Source organism: Tepidimonas taiwanensis, assembly GCF_020162115.1.
In the GTDB taxonomy this organism is placed as follows: domain Bacteria; phylum Pseudomonadota; class Gammaproteobacteria; order Burkholderiales; family Burkholderiaceae_C; genus Tepidimonas; species Tepidimonas taiwanensis.
Genome location: NZ_CP083911.1, coordinates 1,796,240 through 1,814,936, shown reverse-complemented (window position 1 = coordinate 1,814,936; position 18,697 = coordinate 1,796,240). Strand labels below are relative to the sequence as shown.

Below are 18,697 nucleotides of genomic sequence, written 5' to 3'. Positions count from 1 at the left end.
ATACTGCGTCGCCCATGACCGATCCCGCCACCCCTGCCGCCGCGGACCGCCGGCCTGAACTCGACCCCGTGGCCACCGCACGCTGGCGAGCGCGGGTTCCGCCGGCAAGTCCCTGGCTGCACGAAACCGTCGGGGCGCGCATGGCCCAGCGGCTGGACTGGATCAAGGCGCAGCCACAGGCGTGGATCAGCTGGTCGCCGCTGCTTGCAGGGGAGCAGGCGCACCGCGCGGTGGCGCAGCGCTACCCGCAGGCGCGGGTATGGCTGGCGGGGGAGTTGGCGGCGGCCACACGGGCCCGCTGGCAGGCCGGGGGCACTCCCTGGTGGCGCCGCTGGGCGCGGCGTCCGGCCGACACGGTGCCGCCGGTGGCGGGGGTGTTGGCCGAGGGGGACGCGCCGCCCGAGCCGATCGGGCTCGTGTGGGCGAACATGGCGCTGCACGCGGTGGCCGACCCGCAGCGCTGGCTGCGCCAGTGGCATGCGTGGCTCGCGGTCGACGGGTTTCTGATGTTTTCGTGCCTGGGGCCCGATACGGCCAAGGAGCTGCGCGCGCTGCACGCGGCGCACGGCTGGCCCGCGCCGGCGCCCGCCTACGTGGACATGCACGATTGGGGCGACTGGCTCGTCGCGACGGGTTATGCGGAGCCGGTGATGGACATGGAGCGTCTGACGCTCGCCTACCCGAACGCCGAGCGGCTGCTGGCCGACCTGCGCGAAACGGGCCGCAACTGGCACGGGGGGCGTTTTCCCGCACTGCGCGCCCGGCAATGGCGCGCACGCTGGCTGCGCGCGGTCGAGGAGGGGTTGCCGCGCAACGCGGACGGCCACCTGTGCCTGACGGTCGAGGTGGTCTACGGCCACGCGTGGCGGCCGGCCCCCCGGCGCGCGGCGGGGGGCGAGACAGCGGTGCCGCTGGAGCGCCTGCGCGAGGCGCTGCGCCGTGGCGGCGCACACCCTCCCCGGGGGAGTTCCCCCTGAAACCGCACTACAATTGATTTAGATCAAACGGGTCGGCCGACGCATGCGTCGCCGCTCGGTCGCGTGGTGCTCGGGCCGGTGCGGCCCCAGGAGTCTTCCGGTGGTACCCGATGGTGGATCGGTCGATGGGTCGGCGGGTGCTGGCCCGTCGGCGGCGACAGCGCGTCTGCGCTGGTGTTTCCGACGCAACTGTGCGTTGACACCGCGGCAATGTGCGTGGGCCTTCGCGTTGGCCGCGGGGGCGTCGCTCGCGGTCTCGTCGGCCTTCTGGGCGCTGGGGGCGCAGCTCGTGCTGCCGTTTGCCGTGCTGGAGACGGTGGCGCTCGGGTGGGCGTTCGTCTGGTACGCGCGCCACGCCACGGACCGGGAGGTGCTCGAGTGGGACGGCCGGCGTTTGCTGGTGGAATGCGAGCAGGGGGGCGCGGTGGTGCGGCACGAGCTGGTGCGCCCGGGGCTGCAGGTATTGGAGGCGGACGACGGCGGGCTGGTGGAGTTGCACGTCGGCCCGAAGGTGGTGCGGGTCGGGCGGCACGCGCGGCCGGAGGAGCGGCGCCAGCTGGCGCGGGAGTTGCGGCGCGCGCTGTGCGTGGCATGACCCGCCGGCGCGCGGTCGTGATCCCTCGGCCCGACCGGGGATCAGGGAATGCCCGTACTGCTGCCACAGGCAAAGTTTGGTGTAATCCGCGTTGACATAAATCAACGCTTATATTCGAGGCAAACGACGTGAGCACGATGAAGCAGTCTGGTGAAGCACGGCGCTGGCGAGGGGCCGGTGTCTGGAACGGGGCGCGGCACGGCGTCCAGACGGCCTTGCTGGCCGCCGGGGTCTGGTGGACGAACGCGGTGCGCGCCGCCGTCAACGACCTGCCGGGCGGCCCGGCGGTCAACCAGCTCAACTTCCATCCACCAGCGACGCGCATCGCCGAGGAGCAGCACTGGCTGCACTGGTTCATGCTCGCGATCTGCGCCACGATCTTCGTGGTCGTGTTCGGCATCATGTTCTACTCGATCGCCAAGCACCGCAAGTCCGTCGGGCACCAGGCGAAGGAACTGCCCGAACCGATCTGGGTGGAGCTGGGCTGGACCATCGTGCCGCTGCTGATCGTCATCGGCATGGCGCTGCCCGCGACCAAGGTCATCGTGGCCCAGAAGGACACGACCAACAGCGACCTGACCATCAAGGTGGTCGGTATGCAGTGGAAGTGGGGGTACGAGTATCTGAAGGGCGAGGGCGAAGGCATCCAGTTCCTCTCGACGCTGGACCCGCAACACCGCGTCTGGGCCGACTCCGGCAACCCGCCGCCCACCGACGACTACCTCCTGAAAGTCGACAACCCGCTGGTCGTGCCAGTGGGCAAAAAGGTGCGCATCATCACGACCGCCAACGACGTGATCCACGCGTGGATGGTGCCGGCGTTCGGCGTCAAGCAGGACGCGATTCCCGGCTTCGTGCGCGACACGTGGTTCCGCGCCGAGAAGACGGGTGACTTCTACGGCCAGTGCGCCGAATTGTGCGGCAAGGAGCACGCCTTCATGCCGATCCACGTGAAGGTGGTGACGCAGGAAGAGTACAGCGCGTGGGTGGCCAAGCAGCAGCAGGCCATGGCGGCCAAGGCCGACGACCCCAACAAGGAGTGGACGCAGGCCGAGCTGCTCGCACGCGGCGAGAAGGTGTACGCGGCCAACTGCGCCGCCTGCCACCAGGCCAACGGCAAGGGGGCTGGTCCGATCAAGGCGCTGGATGGCTCGGCCATCGTCACCGACGCGGACCATGGCAAGATGATCCAGATCCTGCTCAACGGCGCGGGCAACGGCGCGATGCCCGCGTGGAAGCAGCTCTCTGACGTCGAGCTGGCGGCGGTGATGACCTACGCGAAAAACAGCTGGTCGAACAACACCGGCCAGGTCGTGCAGCCGAAGGAAGTGCTGGCGGCGCGTCAGTGATCGCCGAATGGGATTGAGTTGAAAGCCACCACGAGGAAACCGCGATGAGTGCAGTACTGGATCACCACGGCGTGCACGCGCACGAACATGACCACGCCCACCACGTGCCGACGGGCTGGCGGCGCTGGGTGTTCGCCACCAACCACAAAGACATCGGAACGCTGTACCTGCTGTTCAGTTTCACGATGTTGATGATCGGCGGGCTGCTGGCCCTGGGCATCCGGGCCGAGCTGTTCCAGCCGGGCCTGCAGGTCGTCAACCCCGAGCTGTTCAACCAGCTCACGACCATGCACGGCATCATCATGGTGTTCGGCGCGATCATGCCGGCGTTCGTGGGCTTCGCGAACTGGATGCTGCCGCTGCAAATCGGCGCATCCGACATGGCGTTCGCGCGCATGAATAACTTCAGCTTCTGGCTGATGGTGCCCGCGGCGATCATCATCGTGCTGTCGTTCTTCATGCCCGGTGGCGCGCCCGCGGCCGGCTGGACGCTGTACGCGCCGCTGACGCTGCAGATGGGCCCGTCGATGGATGCGGCGATCTTTGCGATGCACATCCTCGGCGCCTCGTCCATCATGGGCTCGATCAACATCATCGTGACCATCCTGAACATGCGCGCGCCCGGCATGACGCTGATGAAGATGCCGATGTTCGCGTGGACGTGGCTGATCACGGCCTATCTGCTGATCGCGGTGATGCCGGTGCTCGCTGGTGCGATCACGATGACGCTGACCGACCGCCACTTCGGCACCAGCTTCTTCAACCCGGCCGGTGGTGGTGACCCGGTGATGTACCAGCACATCTTCTGGTTCTTTGGCCACCCCGAGGTCTACATCATGATCCTGCCGGCCTTCGGCATCATCAGCCAGGTCGTGCCGGCGTTCGCGCGCAAGAAGCTCTTCGGCTACACCTCGATGGTGTATGCGACCGCGTCGATCGCGATCCTGTCGTTCATCGTGTGGGCGCACCACATGTTCACGACCGGCATGCCGGTGACGGGTCAGCTGTTCTTCATGTACGCGACGATGCTGATCGCGGTGCCCACGGGCGTGAAGATCTTCAACTGGATCGCCACGATGTGGAAGGGTTCGATGACCTTCGAGACCCCGATGCTGTGGGCGGTCGGCTTCATCTTCGTGTTCACGATGGGCGGCTTCACCGGGCTGATGCTGTCGATGGCACCGCTGGACATCAACTTCCAGGACACCTACTACGTGGTGGCGCACTTCCACTACGTGCTGGTAGCGGGCTCGCTGTTCGCGATGTTCGCGGGCTTCTACTACTGGGGCCCGAAGTGGACCGGCGTCATGTACAACGAGACGCGCGGCAAGATCCACTTCTGGTGGTCGATGATCTCGTTCAACGTCACCTTCTTCCCGATGCACTTCCTGGGGCTGGCCGGCATGCCGCGTCGCTACGCCGACTACCCGATGCAGTTCGCGGACTTCAACGCGATCGCGTCGGTCGGGGCCTTCGCCTTCGGGCTCGCACAGGTGTACTTCTTCCTGTTCGTCGTGTTGCCGATGATGCGCGGCCAGGGCGAGAAGGCACCGCAGAAGCCGTGGGAAGGAGCCGAGGGTCTGGAGTGGGAGGTTCCGTCGCCCGCGCCGCACCACACCTTCGAGACGCCGCCGAAGCTGGACGCGACGGCGACCCGTATCGTCGGCTGATCGGATGTCGGAGGTGGATGTGAGCACACCCGAGCAACGCCGGCAGAACGTCCGTCTGGGGTGGATCCTGGCGTCGGTGGCCTTGGCCTTTGCCCTGGGCTTCGTGGCCAAGATCGTGTTGCTCGGGGCCTGACCCGCAGGAGCACCGTGCCGTGACGACCCCGATGCGCCGCCTTGACAATTTGCGCATGACCGGCAAGCTGGTCGTGATCGCCGTGGGGATGTTTGCCTTCGGCTACGCGCTGGTGCCGATCTATCGCGCCATCTGCGAGGTCACGGGCATCAACATCCTGGCGCTGGGCGAGCGGCAGGTGCCGGGCAAGTCGCGCGTCGACCCGGTCAACACGCAGGTGGACACGTCGCGCACGGTGACGGTCGAGTTCGACACCAACGTGCGCGGGCCGTGGCACTTCAAGCCGGCGGTGCGGTCGATGGAGGTGCACCCGGGGCAGCTCGCGACGGTGATGTACGAGTTCCAGAACGTGCAAAACCGCACGATGGCCGCGCAGGCCATCCCGAGCTACGCGCCCCGGCAGGCCGCCAACCACTTCAACAAGCTGGAGTGCTTCTGCTTCAACCAGTACACGCTGGCGCCCGGCGAGAAAAAGGAATGGCCCGTGGCTTTTGTCATCGACCCGAAGCTGCCCAAGGACGTCAAGACGATCACGTTGTCGTACACCTTCTTCGAAGTCGGGGCGCCCACGCCGGCGGCCCCGACCGCCGCGGTGGCCACGCCGGGAGGGGCATCATGACCGCGCCCGCGCCGCACCAGCGGCCGGTGGCGGTGCTCGACACCGTCAAGGCGGTGCTGTGGAGCTTCATCGGGTTGCGCCGGCGGGCCGATTTCGAGCAGGATGTGCAGCGCCTCAACCCGATCGCGGTGCTGGCCACCGGCGTCGTGTTGGCGTTCCTGTTTGTCATTGTGCTGATGCTGATCGCACGCTGGGTGGTGGCTACGGCCTGAGGGCGAACGAGCGGTTTTTTCGATTTGGATTCATAAAGTTCAACGAGGAGTGAACATGTCTGCAACCACACACGGCGGCACGCCGTACTACTACGTCCCCGGGCTGTCGCGGCACCCCGTGATGGCCGCGGCCGGGCTGTTTTTCGTGATCCTGGGGGCCGGCCAGTGGATCAACGGCGTCGAATGGGGCAAGTGGTCGCTTGCCTTCGGGTTGGCGTGGTGGCTGGTGGTGCTGTACCAGTGGTTCCGGGACGCGGTGACCGAAAGCGAAGGGGGCCTGTACAGCCGCAAGATCGACATCTCCTACCGCTGGAGCATGAGCTGGTTCATCTTCTCGGAGGTGATGTTCTTCGGGGCGTTCTTCACGGCCCTGTGGTGGGCGCGCAGCCACTCGGTGCCGACCCTGGGCAACCTGGAAAACAGCCTGATCTGGCCCGACTTCCAGGCCATTTGGCCGTCGGTCCAGGCGGGCGCGACCGCGTCGCCGGCCGGCATCGTCGAGCCGTTCCAGACCGTTGGTCCGTTCTGGCTGCCCACGATCAACACCGCACTGCTGCTCACCTCGGGTCTGACGCTGACGATCGCGCACCATGCGCTGCAGGATGACAACCGCACCAAGGCGATCGCCTTCATGTGGGTCACGGTACTGCTGGGTGCCATCTTCCTGCTGGTGCAGGGCTACGAGTACTACCACGCCTATACCGACCTGAACCTCAAGCTCAGCTCGGGGATCTTTGGTTCCACATTCTTCATGCTCACGGGCTTCCACGGCTTCCACGTGTTCGTGGGCATGCTGATGCTGCTGGTGATCACGCTGCGGCTGCAAAAGGGCCACTTCACCAAGGACCGCCACTTTGGCTTCGAAGGGGCCGCGTGGTACTGGCACTTCGTGGACGTCGTTTGGCTGTTCCTGTACGTGCTCGTGTACTGGATGTGACGCGGCACCGCGCGCGTCGGAGAGGGAAAGCGCCTGCGGGCGCTTTCTTTTTTCGCGTGGGTGAACGTTTCTCGGCGCGGAGCCGTTGCGGACGCTGCCCGAGCGTGTCTGGCTGGATGTATCAGCGCGCGGGCAGCCCGGTGGGCTGGATCCACCCCATCCAGTGGGCGAGCAGGATGAGCGCGAACAACGCGATCGACAACCCGATGCGCATCGTCAGGGCGCGCGCCATGCGGCGGGAGCGCTGCGCGTCGCCGCTGCTGGAGTCGCCCCGCATCATGGCCACGAGGGCCCAGCCGAGACTCGCGACAATGGCGACGAAGGCGATGGGGACGAGCACTTTCATGCGGAGCATTATGCGATGAAGGCACGCCGGGATGGGCGGTTTTGGGTGATCACCCTGGCGGCGGTGGTGGGGATCGCGGTCACGGCGTCGCTGGGCGTGTGGCAGCTCGGGCGCGCGGCGGACAAGCGCGCGCTGCTCGCGGCGCGTGCGGCGCAGGCGGCCCGGCCCGCAGTGGACTGGACTGCGCTGCACGACGCGCACGCGCGGGGGCAGCTCGACACGCTGGTCGGGCGCCCCGTTCGACTGACCGGCCGCTGGGTGCCCGAGGCCACCGTGTACCTGGACAACCGGCCGATGGAAGGGCGCGCGGGGTTCGTCGTCGTCACGCCGCTGCTGCCTGCGGACGGCAACGGACCGGGGCTGGTGGTGCAGCGAGGATGGCTGCCGCGCGATGCCCAGGACCGCACCCGGGTTCCGCCGGTGTCCACGCCCACCGTGTCCGTGACGGTGGAGGGGGTGCTGGCCCCGCCTCCATCCCCGTTATTGCAGCTGGGGCCGGACACCGGTGGCCGTATCCGGCAGAATATCGAGATCCCGGCTTACGGTGGTGAATGGCGCCTCGCGCTGCTGCCTACGGTGTCGGTGCAGCAAACCGGGCCGGCCGAGCCGTCGGCGGACGCGCTGCCACTGCAGCGGGCGTGGCCGGTCGTCGCCGTCGATCCGGCCAAGCACGTCGGCTACGCGGTCCAGTGGTTTGCGCTGGCCACCCTGATTCTCGCCCTTTATGTCTGGTTTCAATTCCTCTCTCCCCGGCGGCGCCACGCCTGAGCCGGCGTCCCGTGCTGACGAGCCGCTGACGCTGACCGTGCACAGCCTGCCGACGCCGGGGCCGACGGTGACGCGTGACATGGCGGCGACGCGGCGCGGCCGCTGGAAGATGCTGCTGCTGTTTCTCGTCAGCGCCTCGCCGGTCATTGCGTCGTATTTCACGTACTACGTGATCCGTCCCGAGGGCCGGCGCAGCTACGGCGAGCTGATCGAGCCGCAGCGCCCGCTGCCGGCGATGACGGGGATCGACGCCGAGGGCCGCGCCGTGCCGCTGCCGTCGCTGGCCCACCAGTGGCTGTTCATCAGCGTCGCCGACAGCGCGTGCGACGCGCAGTGCGAGCGGCACCTGTACCTGCAGCGGCAGCTGCGCGAGGGGCTGGGCAAGGACAAGGACCGCATGGACTGGGTGTGGCTGCGCACGGGCGACCGGACTTTCCCTGAGCGACTGCGCCCGGCGCTGGCGAAGGCCACCGTGCTGTGGGTGGACGAGGCGGAGCTGGCGCGCTGGCTGGAGCCGGCCCCGGGCGCGCGCCTGGCCGATCACCTGTACGTGGTCGATCCGATGGGCCACTGGATGATGCGGTTTCCGCCGAACGCTGATCCGGCGAAGATGCGGCGCGATTTGGAGCGGCTGATGCGCGCGTCCAGTTCGTGGGACCGGCCCGGGCGTCCGTGAGGTGGTGATGGAAACCCTGTACGACTGGACGCCGGTGTTTCGGCTGATGATCCTGGGGCTGTTGATCGCGGCCGGGCCGCTGCTGTGGGTGTGGATGCGCAGCCGCGGGGCCGGGACGGCGCAGCGGCTGCGGGCGCTGACCGGGCTGACGCTGTTTCTCACCTTTGACCTGGTGCTCTTCGGAGCGTTCACGCGCCTGACCGACTCTGGCCTGGGGTGTCCGGACTGGCCCGGCTGCTACGGCGCGGCGAGCCCCATCGGGGCTCGCGCCGATATCGCCGCGGCGCAGGCGGCGATGCCCACCGGCCCCGTCACGTTCACGAAGGCGTGGATCGAGATGATCCACCGCTACCTGGCCACGGGGGTGGGGGTGCTCATCCTGGTGATGGCGGTGGTGAGCGTGTTGGAGCGGCGGCGCGACCCGGCCATGCCGGTGCTATGGCCGGTGCTCACGCTGGTGTGGGTCTGCCTGCAGGGCGCGTTTGGGGCGCTGACGGTGACGATGAAGCTGTTCCCGGCCATCGTCACGCTGCACCTGTTGGGCGGGTTGATACTGCTGGCGCTGCTGCGCTTGCAGGCGGTGCGCTACGGTGAGGCGGACCGCCTGAGCCGGCAGGCCGCTGCGACCCCGCCCGCGCTGCGGCTGGCGCTGTGGGGGCTGCTGGCGTTGGTCGGGATGCAGGTGGCGCTCGGCGGTTGGGTCAGCACCAATTACGCGGTGCTGGCTTGCCGCGACTTCCCGACCTGTCAGGGGAGCTGGTGGCCGCCGATGGACTGGGCGCGGGGCTTCGAGCTGTGGCGACCGCTGGGCGCGCAGGGCAGCGGCGATGCGCTGCCGTTCGCGGCGCTGACGGCGATCCACTACGCGCACCGGCTGTTCGCCTATGTCGTGCTGGCGGCGTTGTTGGGCGTCGGCTGGGCGCTGTGGCGGCGCGGGCTGCGTGCGCACGCGCACTGGCTGTGGGCGCTGGCGGCGTGGCAGCTGCTCACGGGGCTGAGCAACGTGGTGCTGGAGTGGCCGCTGCTGGCCGCCGTCGCCCACACGGGCGGGGCGGCGGCACTCGTGACGCTGCTGGCGGGCTGGATCGCCGCGGCCTACCCGGCGCGCGTCGGCTGGACCGGGGCGACGCCGGTGGCGCCTACGTGGCAGGAGGGCCGTGCATGAACGCGCCGCACACGACGATGGCTTCTGCGCTGCCGCCGACCTGGCGGCAGTACTACGTGCTGATGAAGCCGCGCGTCATCCAGCTGATCGTCTTTTGCGCGCTGATCGGCATGGTGCTGGCCGTCCCCGGTTGGCCCAGCGCCGCCCAGTGGGCGACGATGGCGCTGGCGTGCCTGGGGATCTGGATGGTCTCCGGCGCGGCGGCGGCGTTCAACTGCCTGATCGAGCAGCACATCGACGCGCGCATGCGCCGCACCGCGTGGCGCCCGACCGCGCGCGGCGAGCTCAGCCAGCGGCAGGCGCTGGCGTTCTCCGCGGTGCTGTGCGCGCTCGGCTGCGCGCTGCTGTATTGGGCGGTCAACCCGCTGACGATGTGGTTGACGCTGGCCACCTTCGTCGGGTATGCGGTGATTTACACGGTGATCCTCAAACCACTGACGCCACAGAATATCGTGATCGGCGGCGCATCAGGCGCGATGCCGCCGGTGCTCGGTTGGGCGGCGATGACCGACGCCGTCACCGCCGAGGCGCTGGTGCTGTTTTTGATCATCTTCCTGTGGACGCCGCCGCACTTCTGGGCGCTGGCGCTGTACCGGGTGGAGGATTACCGCCGGTCCGGGCTGCCGATGCTGCCGGTGACGCACGGCTCCGAATTCACCCGGCTGCACATCCTGCTGTACACGCTGATTCTGTTCGCGGCCTGCCTGCTGCCGTACCTGCTGCGCATGAACGGCTGGCTCTATTTGCTGGCGGCGGTGGTGCTCAACGCGGGCTTCGTCGTGTACGCGTGGCGGCTGTGGCGCAACTATTCGGATGCGCTCGCGCGCAAGACCTTCCGTTACTCGTTGATCCACCTGTCGCTGCTGTTTGCGGCGATGCTTTTGGACCATTATCTGATCATGACGCCATGACGAACCCGTTGCGCAACACGTCCCCTGAAGCCGCTGCCGCCCCCCGCCGGCGGCTGTTCACCCAACTGCTGGGCGGCGTGGCGTGGACCCTGGGCGCGGGGTGGCTGGCCGGTTGTGGCGAGCGGGCGCCCGCTTTCAACGGCATCGACATCACCGGCGCCGATTACGCGCAGGGGTTCGATCTGCCGGACCAGCACGGGCAGCGGCGCACGCTGGCCGATTTCCGCGGCAAGGTGGTGGTCGTGTTCTTCGGTTTCACGCAGTGCCCGGACGTATGCCCGACGTCGCTGTCCGAACTGGCCGAGGCCAAGCGGCTGCTCGGCCCGGATGGCGAGCGGCTGCAGGGGATTTTTATCAGCGTGGACCCCGAGCGCGACACGCCGGAGGTGATGCGCGCCTACATGGCGAGCTTCGACCCGACCTTCCTGGCCCTGCGCGCCACGCCGGAGGAACTGCCGGCGCTGGCCAAGGCTTTCAAGGTCTACTACAAAAAGGTCGAAGGCAAGACCCCGACCAGCTACACGATGGACCACTCCGCCGGCAGCTACGTGTACGACACGCAGGGCCGGCTGCGCCTCTACTACCGCTACGGCAGCGGTGCCCAGGCGCTGGCCAACGACGTCAAGCGGTTGCTGTCCGAAGGGTGATCCTGCCCCTGGGGGTGCCGATGCCGGCGGCATCCGCACGAGAAGGCTTGCGGGCGGCGTGAGCCTATCCGCGGCGTTCAATGTCAAGATGCAGGGGGGCTTAAGCCCCTACCGCTCAGGCACGGTGTTGTCTTGAACCCCCGCTTACATCACACGAGAAGAGCCCGGCGCGGGAGTACAAAACACTCCGTACTGGATCAATAAGGGGCACATGCGGCAGCGGCCCGCCTCGGGAGGCTTGCAGGTCGTGTGAGCCGCTGCGCAGCGTCCGGTGCAACGATTTGCGGGAGGTTCAGACCCTTGACCAGTGGTTGGACACCGCGATGACCTTGGCGTGTCATCCCTGGGCCTTGTCCGCCTCCGACGTGAAGGCGTCGGCGTAGAACGCCTCGGGCGGCAGGCCGGCGGCGGCGTAGTCGCGGCGGGCGGACTCGACGACGATCGGTGCACCGCACGCGTAGACCTCGAAGCCCGACAGATCCGGGTGGTCGGCCAGCACCGCCTGGTGCACGAAGCCGGTTCGACCGCTCCAGCCGTCCTCCGGCAACGCGTCGGAGACGACCGGCACATACGTCAGGTTCGGCAGCGCGGCGGCCGCTTCGCGCACCCAGCCGTCCTGATACAAGTCGTGCGGGCGGCGCCCGCCCCAGTAGAGCCACGTCGGGCGGGTGATGTTCTGTGCGCGCATCTGCTGTACGATCGCCTTGATCGGCGCGAAGCCGGTGCCGGAGGCGAGCAGGATGATGGGCTTGTCGGAATCCTCGCGCAGGAAGAAGCTGCCGAACGGCCCTTCGATGCGCAGGATCTCCTTTTCCTTCATCGCGCCGAAGACGTGGTCGGTGAACTTGCCGCCCGGCATGTGGCGGATGTGCAGCTCCAGCGCCGCCGCGGCGTTGCGTTCGTCCGGTGCGTTGGCCATCGAGTAGGCGCGCCGTGACCCGTCGCGCAGCAGGAATTCGATGTACTGCCCCGCGCGGTACTGGAAGGTGTCGGTGGCCGGCAGCTGCAGGTGCACGATCATCACGTCGGGCGCGGCGCGCTCCAGCCGTTGCACGCGCACCGGCAGTTTTTTGACCGGGAACGCGCCGGCCTCGGTGACCTGGCGCGATTCGATCACGACGTCGCTGTGCGCGGTGGCGCAGCAGGTCAGGATCAGCCCGGCGGCCTCCTCGTCGGCGCTGAGCGCTTTCGACTGGTGCGGCCCGTGCGTGACGGTGCCGGAGAGCTTGCGGCATTTGCACGAGCCGCAGGCCCCGTCCTTGCAGCCGTAGGGCAGGCCGATGCCCTGCCGGATGGCGGCGGCGAGCAGCGTTTCGTGTTCGGTGGCCGTGAAGGTGCGGCCGCTGGGTTCGACGGTGATGGTGAATGTCATACTGGCGGGAGAGCGGCGGCGGGCCGCAGGAACGCGATGCCGTGATTGTCGCAAAAGGTCACCGGCCTGCCCGACGTGGGGGCGTCGGTGAGCAAGGAAGGAGCGAGTGAGCATGTTCAATCCGGGGGCTGGGGCGCGGCCGGCGCGGTTTCGGCGCCAGCGCGTCTTGATCGTGGGTTGTGGGGACGTGGGGTTGCGCGTGGCGCGGGGGCTGGCCGGGCGGGTGCGGCTCTATGCCCTGACGTCGACTCCCGCGCGCGTGCCGGCGTTGCGCGCGGCGGGCATCACTCCGCTGGTGGGCGATCTGGACGCTCCCGCGTCGCTGCAGCGGCTGGCCGGGTTGGCGCACCGGGTGCTGATGCTCGCGCCGCCGCCATCCGAGGGGTTGCGCGACTGGCGGCGCGATCCGCGTTCGCGCGCGCTGGCCACGGCGCTGGCGCGCCGATCTGCGCCGCAGGCGCTGGTGTATGCGTCTACGACAGGGGTGTACGGAGACTGCGGGGGCGAGTGGGTGACCGAGACACGTCCGCCCGCGCCGCAGACGCCGCGCGCGTGGCGCCGGCTCGACGCCGAACGGGTGTGGCGCTGGTGGGGGCGCTATACCGGCGCGCGGGTGAGCGTGCTGCGCATTCCGGGGATCTATGCGCACGACCGGGAGGGTGGCCCGGCGGATCGCCTGCGCCGTGGCATGCCCGTGCTGCGGCCGGAGGATGACGTCTACACCAACCACGTCCACGCCGACGATCTGGCGCGCGCGTGCGATCGCGCCCTGTGGCTGGCGCCACCGCAGCGGGTTTTTCACGTGTGCGACGACAGCGCGCTGAAGATGGGGGATTATTTCGACCTGGCGGCCGATGTGCTGGGGCTGCCGCGGCCGCCGCGCATCGCGCGCGCGGGGGCCGAGCAGCAGTTGCCGCTGATGGTGTTGTCGTTCATGAACGAGTCGCGCCGGCTGTGCAACGAGCGCCTGCGGCGCGAACTGCGCCTGCGGCTGCGCTACCCCACGGTGCGGGAAGGGTTGCAAGCCGCAGTATCCGCGGCCGCAGATCCCCGCGCGGATCGTGCGTCACCGTGACGACGGCGGAAACCAAAACCCCGAACCGCCGATGGGGTGGGTGTTTGACGCTCTGTGGGGAGAGTAGGGGCTGCGCCTGGTGCCGGAAGCCGGACTCGAACCGGCACGGTGTCGCCACCGGCAGATTTTGAATCTGCTGCGTCTACCTATTTCGCCACTCCGGCGCGCAGAGCCAAAATTATGGCACAGTGCAAGCCATCGACCGGCGGCATGATGCCGCTCTCACGATCCGACATCCGTTCATGGGCAATACCGCTTCTTCCCGATCGACCACCGTGCGGCGACGTCCGCCGCGGCGCTACCCCACCATCGAAGACGCCATCGGCCAGACCCCGCTGGTCGCGCTGCAGCGCATCGGCGAGCCCGCCAACCGCGAGCGCGGCAACGTCGTGCTGGGCAAGCTCGAGGGCAACAACCCGGCCGGCTCGGTCAAGGACCGCCCGGCGCTGTCCATGATCCGCCGCGCCGAGGAGCGCGGCGAGATCCGGCCCGGCGACACGCTGATCGAGGCCACGAGCGGCAACACCGGCATTGCGCTCGCGATGGCCGCGGCCATCCGCGGCTACCGCATGGTGCTGATCATGCCGGAGGACCTGTCGATCGAGCGCGCACAGACCATGAAGGCCTTCGGTGCGGAGCTGATCCTCACGCCCAAGAGCGGCGGGATGGAGTACGCGCGCGACCTGGCCGAGAAGATGCAGCGCGAAGGCAAGGGCAAGGTGCTCGACCAGTTCGCCAACCCGGACAACCCGCGCATTCACTACGAAACGACAGGTCCCGAAATCTGGAAGCAAACCGGCGGGCGCATCACGCACTTCGTCAGCGCGATGGGCACGACCGGCACGATCACGGGCGTGTCGCGCTTTCTGAAGGAGCAAAACCCCGCGATCCGCGTCATCGGCGCGCAGCCCAGCGAAGGTTCGCGCATCCCGGGCATCCGCAAGTGGCCCCCCGAGTACCTGCCCAAGATCTACGATCCGTCGGGCGTGGACGAGCTGGTGTACGTGAGCCAGGCCGATGCCGAGGCGATGTGCCGGCGGCTGGCGCGCGAGGAGGGGATCTTCGCCGGTATTTCGGCTGCGGGGGCGTGCTGGGTGGCGCAGCAGATCGCGCAGCAGGTGGAAAACGCCACCATCGTGTTCGTCGTCTGTGACCGGGGTGACCGGTATCTTTCCACCGGGGTGTTTCCGGCGTGAGCGTCGGGGGCGCCCCGGGCCACCGTCCGTCGAAGGCATGCCCGGGGCGAGGTTGGCGTGAGCAACCCTCAGGGAAGCGGCGACGCTCCCCTCGGCGTCTCCTATTGCTCCGGCACGGTTTTGTCTTGAGTCCCCAGCTTTCCTCACAAGCACAGAACGCTGCGGGGGAGGTAAAACTTCTTTGTGCCGGACCAATAACAATCACAATCGGGGAATGTCCCAGTAAGGACTTGGCGGGACCGCGCGCACGGTCGCGGGGCGGGCGCCGTACAATCGTCGTCCAGTTTGGAGTGATGACCGATGCAGATCGACCGTGAACTCGACGCCCGGGGCCTGAACTGCCCGCTGCCGATCCTCAAGGCCAAGAAGGCGTTGGCGGAGATGAGCAGCGGCCAGGTGCTGAAGGTGATCGCGACCGACGCCGGGTCGGTGCGCGACTTTCAGGCCTTTGCCAAGCAAACCGGCAACGAGCTTCTGCACCAGGAAACGACCGGCCCGGAATACGTCTCCTTGCTGCGGCGGCGCTGAGCCGAGCGCGCGGCCTCTGCGCTGGCTCCCATCGGCGCGACGGCTGTCCCGCAGGTCACGCGCCCCTTGTCAATTCCCTTCATCAGCAGCCCCTTTGTCAAACGGCCCCCGTAGGGGCCGTTTGCGTTTGTAGGGGCGGCGGGTGCCGTCGCGTCGGGCTGTTGCCCCTACCTCAACCGCCCAAGCGCTGCAGCTGCGCCTGCACTTTTTCCAGCGTGGCGGTGAAGTCGGCCAGCCGCTGGCGCTCCTGTTCGATCACCGCGGGGGGGGCCTTGGCGACGAACGCCTCGTTGGCGAGCTTACCCTGCGCCTTGGCGATCTCGCCCTGCAGTCGGGCGACTTCCTTGGACAGCCGCGCGCGTTCGGCGGCGACGTCGATTTCCATGAAGAGGCACAGGCGCGCGTCACCCACCACGGCCACCGGGGCGGCCTGCGCGGCAGCCGCCCAGCTCGCCTCGTCGGCAAAGGTGCGCACCTCGCTCAGCTTGGCCAGTGCTTGCAGCACCGGTGCCCAGCGCGCCAAAAAGGCGTCCGCCCCCACGGCATACAGCGGCAGCCGCTGCGCGGGCGACACGCCCATTTCGCCGCGCAGCCGCCGGCACGCCTCGACCATCGCTTTGAGCTGCGCGATTTCGGCTTCCGCGCGCTCGTCGATGCGCGCAGGCTGCGCTTCGGGGTAGGGGGCGATGCTGACCGATTCACCCGCGCGGCCCGCCACCGGCGCGACCTTTTGCCACAGCTCCTCGGTGATGAACGGGATGATCGGGTGCGCCAGCCGCAGGAGGGTCTCCAGCGTGCGGATCAGCGTGCGGCGCGTCGCGCGTTGCTGCGCGGCGTCGCCGGTTTGCAGCTGCACCTTGGCGATTTCCAGGTACCAGTCGCAAAACTCGTCCCACACGAAGCCGTAGATGGCGTTGGCGACCAGGTCCAGCCGGTAGTCCGCGAATCCTTGCGCAACCTCGGCCTCGACGCGCTGCAGCAGCGACACGATCCAGCGGTCCGCGGCCGAGAAGCTCAGATAGCCGTGGAACGGTCCGCCGGGGGCGCACTGGTCGGCGGTGTGCTCGGCCAGTCCACAGTCGTGGCCCTCGCAGTGCATCAGCACGAAGCGCGTGGCGTTCCAGAGCTTGTTGCAGAAGTTGCGGTAGCCCTCGCAGCGCTTGCTGTCGAAGTTGATGCTGCGCCCGAGGCTCGCCAGCGCCGCGAACGTGAAGCGCAGCGCATCCGCCCCATAGGCGGGGATGCCGTTGGGGAACTCCTTCTCGGTCGCCTTGCGGATGGCCGGGGCGGTTTCGGGCTTGCGCAGTCCCGTGGTGCGCTTGTCCAGCAGCGCGGGCAGGTCGATACCGTCGATCAGGTCCACCGGGTCGAGCACGTTGCCCTCGGACTTGCTCATCTTGCGGCCCTGCGCGTCGCGCACCAGGCCGTGGATGTAGACATGGCGGAACGGCACGCGCCCGGTGAAGTGGGTGGTCATCATGATCATGCGCGCCACCCAGAAGAAGATGATGTCGTAACCCGTCACCAGCACGGTGCTGGGCAGGTAGAGGTCGTAGTCGCTCGTGCTGACCGCAGCGCTGCCGGCGGCACCGGACGCGCCCGGGCTCATCCGTCCTGCGGCCGGGAAATCGCCCGGTTCGCGCCCGGCACCGCCGGCCGATTCCGACGCGGCGGCGGCTTCAGGCCAGCCCAGCGTGGAGAAGGGCACCAAGGCGCTCGAGTACCAGGTGTCGAGCACGTCCGGGTCGCGCGTCAGGCCCGCGGCCAGCAGCCGCTCGCGCTGCGCGTCGCCGAGGCGAGCGACATACGCCTCGAACTGCGCGCGTGCGTCGGCCTCGTTGCGGGCGACGTAGACGTTGCCTTCGGCGTCGTACCACGCGGGGATCTGGTGGCCCCACCAGAGCTGGCGGCTGATGCACCAGTCCTGGATGTTGGCCATCCACTGGTTGTAGGTGTTGACCCAGTTTTCCGGGACGAAGCGCACCTGCCCGCTGGCGACGGCGTCGATGGCCTTTTGCGCGATGCTCTTGCCCGTGGGGTCCTGCGGGCTGACCTTGGTCATCGCGACGAACCACTGGTCGGTCAGCATCGGCTCGACGATCTGTCCGGTGCGCGCGCAGCGCGGCACCATCAGGCGGTGCTTCTTCACCTCCACCAGCAGGCCCGCGGCCTGCAGGTCGGCCACGACGCGCTCCCGCGCGGCGAAGCGGTCCAGCCCGCGATACGCGGCCGGCGCGTTGTCGTTGACGGTGGCGTCGAGGTGGAAGATGGGGATCAGGGGCAGTTGGTGCCGCTGGCCGACCGCGTAGTCGTTGGGGTCGTGCGCCGGGGTGACCTTCACCACCCCGGTGCCAAAAGCGGGGTCCACGTACGCGTCGGCGATGATCGGGATCTCCCGGTCGCACAGCGGCAGCTTGACGTACTGGCCCACCAGGTGCGCATAGCGCTCGTCTTGCGGGTGCACCATCACCGCGACGTCGCCGAGCAGCGTCTCTGGCCGGGTGGTGGCGACGACGAGCTGCCCCTCGCCGCTGGCCAGCGGGTAGGCGATGTGCCACAGGAAGCCGTCTTCCTCTTCGCTTTCCACCTCGAGGTCGGACACCGCGCTCATCAGCACCGGGTCCCAGTTGACCAGGCGCTTGCCGCGGTAGATCAGCCCCTGCTCGTACAGCCGCACGAAGGTCTCGGTGACCACGCGCGACAGCCGCTCGTCCATCGTGAAGTACTCGCGGCTCCAGTCGACGCTGTCGCCCATGCGGCGCATCTGCTGCGTGATGGTGTTGCCGCTCTTTTCCTTCCACTCCCACACGCGCGCGACGAAGTTCTTGCGCGCCTCCTCGGGCGTGGCCCCCAGGTCGTGCCGTGTCAGGCCCTGGCTCTGCAGCTGCCGCTCGACGACGATCTGGGTGGCGATGCCCGCGTGGTCGGTGCCGGGGATCCAGACCGTGTTGAAGCCGCGCATGCGGTGGTAGCGCGTCAGCGCGTCCATGATGGTCTGGTTGAACGCGTGCCCCATGTGCAGCGTCCCCGTCACGTTGGGTGGCGGCAGCTGGATGGCAAACGACGGCGCATCGGCGCGCGGCGAGCCTGTGCCGCGCCAGCCCGCGCGGCCGTAGCCGCGTGCTTCCCACACGGGGCCCCAGCGGCGCTCGACGGCGGCGGGTTCGAACGATTTGGACAGGCTCTGCAGGCCGGGTTGGGTGACGGTCTCGGACATCGGGGAGGTCTCGTTGCGTGGAGGGGATGGCCGCGGGCGATACAGGTGCCGGGTGCCGGCGGTGCCCCTGACGATCAAGGGGAAATTGTAGGGTGCTACCGGGAGGATGCCACCGCGAGGAGGGGCGGGCGCCGGAATGCCGCTCTGTCGCCCGGCGGGTGCGGTGGCGGTACGGGCTAGCGATATGGGGTGGCGGTATGGGGGTGTATGGGGGAATAGATCCGGTTTATGTCAGATATTGAGTCTGTCATCTGGACGACACAGCCCGGGCGTACTATCGTTGTTCGCGTCTGCTTGTCGCGCA

General features: G+C 68.4%; 19 protein-coding genes and 1 tRNA gene. 16 read left to right on the top strand and 4 right to left on the bottom strand.

Going from position 1 to position 18,697, the window contains the following annotated elements:
- Positions 1-14: 14 nt before the first annotated feature.
- From LCC91_RS08520 to LCC91_RS08485, 8 genes are all read left to right on the top strand, one after another.
- On the top strand, positions 15-977 hold the full coding sequence (locus tag LCC91_RS08520; RefSeq protein WP_043698552.1) for a methyltransferase domain-containing protein: 963 nt from the start codon (positions 15-17) through the stop codon (positions 975-977).
- Positions 978-1,020: 43 nt separating this feature from the next.
- Complete coding sequence (locus LCC91_RS08515; protein WP_082007427.1) at positions 1,021-1,572, top strand: DUF2244 domain-containing protein; 552 nt, start codon at positions 1,021-1,023, stop codon at positions 1,570-1,572.
- A gap of 137 nt (positions 1,573-1,709) precedes the next feature.
- Positions 1,710-2,921, top strand: a complete 1,212-nt coding sequence (gene coxB, locus LCC91_RS08510; protein ID WP_052231357.1) for a cytochrome c oxidase subunit II — start codon at positions 1,710-1,712, stop codon at positions 2,919-2,921.
- 44 nt (positions 2,922-2,965) lie between these two features.
- Positions 2,966-4,591, top strand: a complete 1,626-nt coding sequence (gene ctaD, locus LCC91_RS08505) for a cytochrome c oxidase subunit I (RefSeq protein ID WP_043698558.1) — start codon at positions 2,966-2,968, stop codon at positions 4,589-4,591.
- A gap of 19 nt (positions 4,592-4,610) precedes the next feature.
- Positions 4,611-4,724, top strand: a complete 114-nt coding sequence (locus LCC91_RS08500) for a cytochrome oxidase small assembly protein (RefSeq protein WP_224440892.1) — start codon at positions 4,611-4,613, stop codon at positions 4,722-4,724.
- Positions 4,725-4,755: 31 nt separating this feature from the next.
- Positions 4,756-5,343: a cytochrome c oxidase assembly protein gene (locus LCC91_RS08495; protein WP_043698561.1), complete on the top strand. Its 588-nt coding sequence runs from the start codon at positions 4,756-4,758 to the stop codon at positions 5,341-5,343.
- Positions 5,340-5,555, top strand: a complete 216-nt coding sequence (locus tag LCC91_RS08490; RefSeq protein WP_043698564.1) for a DUF2970 domain-containing protein — start codon at positions 5,340-5,342, stop codon at positions 5,553-5,555. Before LCC91_RS08495 ends, LCC91_RS08490 begins: the two co-directional genes overlap by 4 nt.
- 55 nt (positions 5,556-5,610) lie before the next feature.
- Positions 5,611-6,492 carry a cytochrome c oxidase subunit 3 gene (locus LCC91_RS08485; RefSeq protein ID WP_043698566.1) on the top strand — a complete coding sequence of 294 codons (882 nt, stop codon included), beginning with the start codon at positions 5,611-5,613 and terminating at the stop codon, positions 6,490-6,492.
- 121 nt (positions 6,493-6,613) lie between these two features.
- Here the strand turns inward: LCC91_RS08485 and LCC91_RS08480 are convergent, their stop codons facing one another.
- Complete coding sequence (locus LCC91_RS08480; RefSeq protein ID WP_043698645.1) at positions 6,614-6,838, bottom strand: twin transmembrane helix small protein; 225 nt, start codon at positions 6,836-6,838, stop codon at positions 6,614-6,616.
- A gap of 15 nt (positions 6,839-6,853) precedes the next feature.
- On the opposite strand from LCC91_RS08480, the gene LCC91_RS08475 reads away from it, so the two are divergent.
- The 5 genes from LCC91_RS08475 to LCC91_RS08455 are packed head-to-tail and all read left to right on the top strand — an operon-like array spanning position 6,854 to position 11,005.
- Positions 6,854-7,606 carry an SURF1 family protein gene (locus LCC91_RS08475; RefSeq protein ID WP_058616525.1) on the top strand — a complete coding sequence of 251 codons (753 nt, stop codon included), beginning with the start codon at positions 6,854-6,856 and terminating at the stop codon, positions 7,604-7,606.
- Positions 7,563-8,282 (top strand): SCO family protein, encoded by a 720-nt coding sequence (locus LCC91_RS08470; RefSeq protein WP_058616524.1) that lies wholly within the window; start codon positions 7,563-7,565, stop codon positions 8,280-8,282. The genes LCC91_RS08475 and LCC91_RS08470 overlap by 44 nt, the downstream gene beginning before the upstream one ends.
- Before the next feature lie 7 nt (positions 8,283-8,289).
- Positions 8,290-9,447 carry a COX15/CtaA family protein gene (locus LCC91_RS08465; RefSeq protein WP_058616533.1) on the top strand — a complete coding sequence of 386 codons (1,158 nt, stop codon included), beginning with the start codon at positions 8,290-8,292 and terminating at the stop codon, positions 9,445-9,447.
- Positions 9,444-10,358: a heme o synthase gene (gene cyoE, locus LCC91_RS08460; protein WP_058616523.1), complete on the top strand. Its 915-nt coding sequence runs from the start codon at positions 9,444-9,446 to the stop codon at positions 10,356-10,358. Before LCC91_RS08465 ends, cyoE begins: the two co-directional genes overlap by 4 nt.
- Positions 10,355-11,005, top strand: a complete 651-nt coding sequence (locus LCC91_RS08455) for an SCO family protein (RefSeq protein ID WP_082007431.1) — start codon at positions 10,355-10,357, stop codon at positions 11,003-11,005. The genes cyoE and LCC91_RS08455 overlap by 4 nt, the downstream gene beginning before the upstream one ends.
- A gap of 337 nt (positions 11,006-11,342) precedes the next feature.
- Here the strand turns inward: LCC91_RS08455 and LCC91_RS08450 are convergent, their stop codons facing one another.
- A complete protein-coding gene (locus tag LCC91_RS08450; RefSeq protein WP_043698577.1) occupies positions 11,343-12,377 on the bottom strand; it encodes a CDP-6-deoxy-delta-3,4-glucoseen reductase in 1,035 nt (344 codons plus the stop codon).
- A gap of 112 nt (positions 12,378-12,489) precedes the next feature.
- Here LCC91_RS08450 and LCC91_RS08445 point away from each other — a divergent pair, with 112 nt between their 5' ends.
- A complete protein-coding gene (locus tag LCC91_RS08445) occupies positions 12,490-13,452 on the top strand; it encodes an SDR family oxidoreductase (protein ID WP_043698580.1) in 963 nt (320 codons plus the stop codon).
- Between the two features lie 77 nt (positions 13,453-13,529).
- Here LCC91_RS08445 and LCC91_RS08440 read toward each other — a convergent pair.
- Positions 13,530-13,616, bottom strand: a tRNA-Leu gene (locus LCC91_RS08440).
- Between the two features lie 111 nt (positions 13,617-13,727).
- Here LCC91_RS08440 and cysM point away from each other — a divergent pair.
- Complete coding sequence (gene cysM, locus LCC91_RS08435) at positions 13,728-14,648, top strand: cysteine synthase CysM (protein ID WP_043698651.1); 921 nt, start codon at positions 13,728-13,730, stop codon at positions 14,646-14,648.
- 300 nt (positions 14,649-14,948) lie between these two features.
- On the top strand, positions 14,949-15,176 hold the full coding sequence (locus LCC91_RS08430; RefSeq protein WP_043698582.1) for a sulfurtransferase TusA family protein: 228 nt from the start codon (positions 14,949-14,951) through the stop codon (positions 15,174-15,176).
- 172 nt (positions 15,177-15,348) lie between these two features.
- Here the strand turns inward: LCC91_RS08430 and LCC91_RS08425 are convergent, their stop codons facing one another.
- Positions 15,349-18,393, bottom strand: a complete 3,045-nt coding sequence (locus LCC91_RS08425; protein ID WP_043698584.1) for a valine--tRNA ligase — start codon at positions 18,391-18,393, stop codon at positions 15,349-15,351.
- Between the last annotated feature and the right edge of the window lie 304 nt (positions 18,394-18,697).

What these genes read in the sequence shown, in the direction of transcription:
- LCC91_RS08475 (WP_058616525.1), top strand. Translation starts at nt 6,854, where the DNA reads ATGAAGGCACGCCGGGATGGGCGGTTTTGGGTGATCACCCTGGCGGCG.
- LCC91_RS08465 (WP_058616533.1), top strand. Translation starts at nt 8,290, where the DNA reads ATGGAAACCCTGTACGACTGGACGCCGGTGTTTCGGCTGATGATCCTG.
- LCC91_RS08425 (WP_043698584.1), bottom strand. Translation starts at nt 18,393, where the DNA reads ATGTCCGAGACCGTCACCCAACCCGGCCTGCAGAGCCTGTCCAAATCG.
- LCC91_RS08515 (WP_082007427.1), top strand. Translation starts at nt 1,021, where the DNA reads ATGCGTCGCCGCTCGGTCGCGTGGTGCTCGGGCCGGTGCGGCCCCAGG.
- coxB (WP_052231357.1), top strand. Translation starts at nt 1,710, where the DNA reads ATGAAGCAGTCTGGTGAAGCACGGCGCTGGCGAGGGGCCGGTGTCTGG.
- LCC91_RS08490 (WP_043698564.1), top strand. Translation starts at nt 5,340, where the DNA reads ATGACCGCGCCCGCGCCGCACCAGCGGCCGGTGGCGGTGCTCGACACC.
- LCC91_RS08445 (WP_043698580.1), top strand. Translation starts at nt 12,490, where the DNA reads ATGTTCAATCCGGGGGCTGGGGCGCGGCCGGCGCGGTTTCGGCGCCAG.
- LCC91_RS08520 (WP_043698552.1), top strand. Translation starts at nt 15, where the DNA reads ATGACCGATCCCGCCACCCCTGCCGCCGCGGACCGCCGGCCTGAACTC.
- cyoE (WP_058616523.1), top strand. Translation starts at nt 9,444, where the DNA reads ATGAACGCGCCGCACACGACGATGGCTTCTGCGCTGCCGCCGACCTGG.
- LCC91_RS08450 (WP_043698577.1), bottom strand. Translation starts at nt 12,377, where the DNA reads ATGACATTCACCATCACCGTCGAACCCAGCGGCCGCACCTTCACGGCC.
- ctaD (WP_043698558.1), top strand. Translation starts at nt 2,966, where the DNA reads ATGAGTGCAGTACTGGATCACCACGGCGTGCACGCGCACGAACATGAC.
- LCC91_RS08470 (WP_058616524.1), top strand. Translation starts at nt 7,563, where the DNA reads ATGTCTGGTTTCAATTCCTCTCTCCCCGGCGGCGCCACGCCTGAGCCG.
- LCC91_RS08485 (WP_043698566.1), top strand. Translation starts at nt 5,611, where the DNA reads ATGTCTGCAACCACACACGGCGGCACGCCGTACTACTACGTCCCCGGG.
- LCC91_RS08455 (WP_082007431.1), top strand. Translation starts at nt 10,355, where the DNA reads ATGACGAACCCGTTGCGCAACACGTCCCCTGAAGCCGCTGCCGCCCCC.
- LCC91_RS08430 (WP_043698582.1), top strand. Translation starts at nt 14,949, where the DNA reads ATGCAGATCGACCGTGAACTCGACGCCCGGGGCCTGAACTGCCCGCTG.
- LCC91_RS08495 (WP_043698561.1), top strand. Translation starts at nt 4,756, where the DNA reads ATGCGCCGCCTTGACAATTTGCGCATGACCGGCAAGCTGGTCGTGATC.
- LCC91_RS08480 (WP_043698645.1), bottom strand. Translation starts at nt 6,838, where the DNA reads ATGAAAGTGCTCGTCCCCATCGCCTTCGTCGCCATTGTCGCGAGTCTC.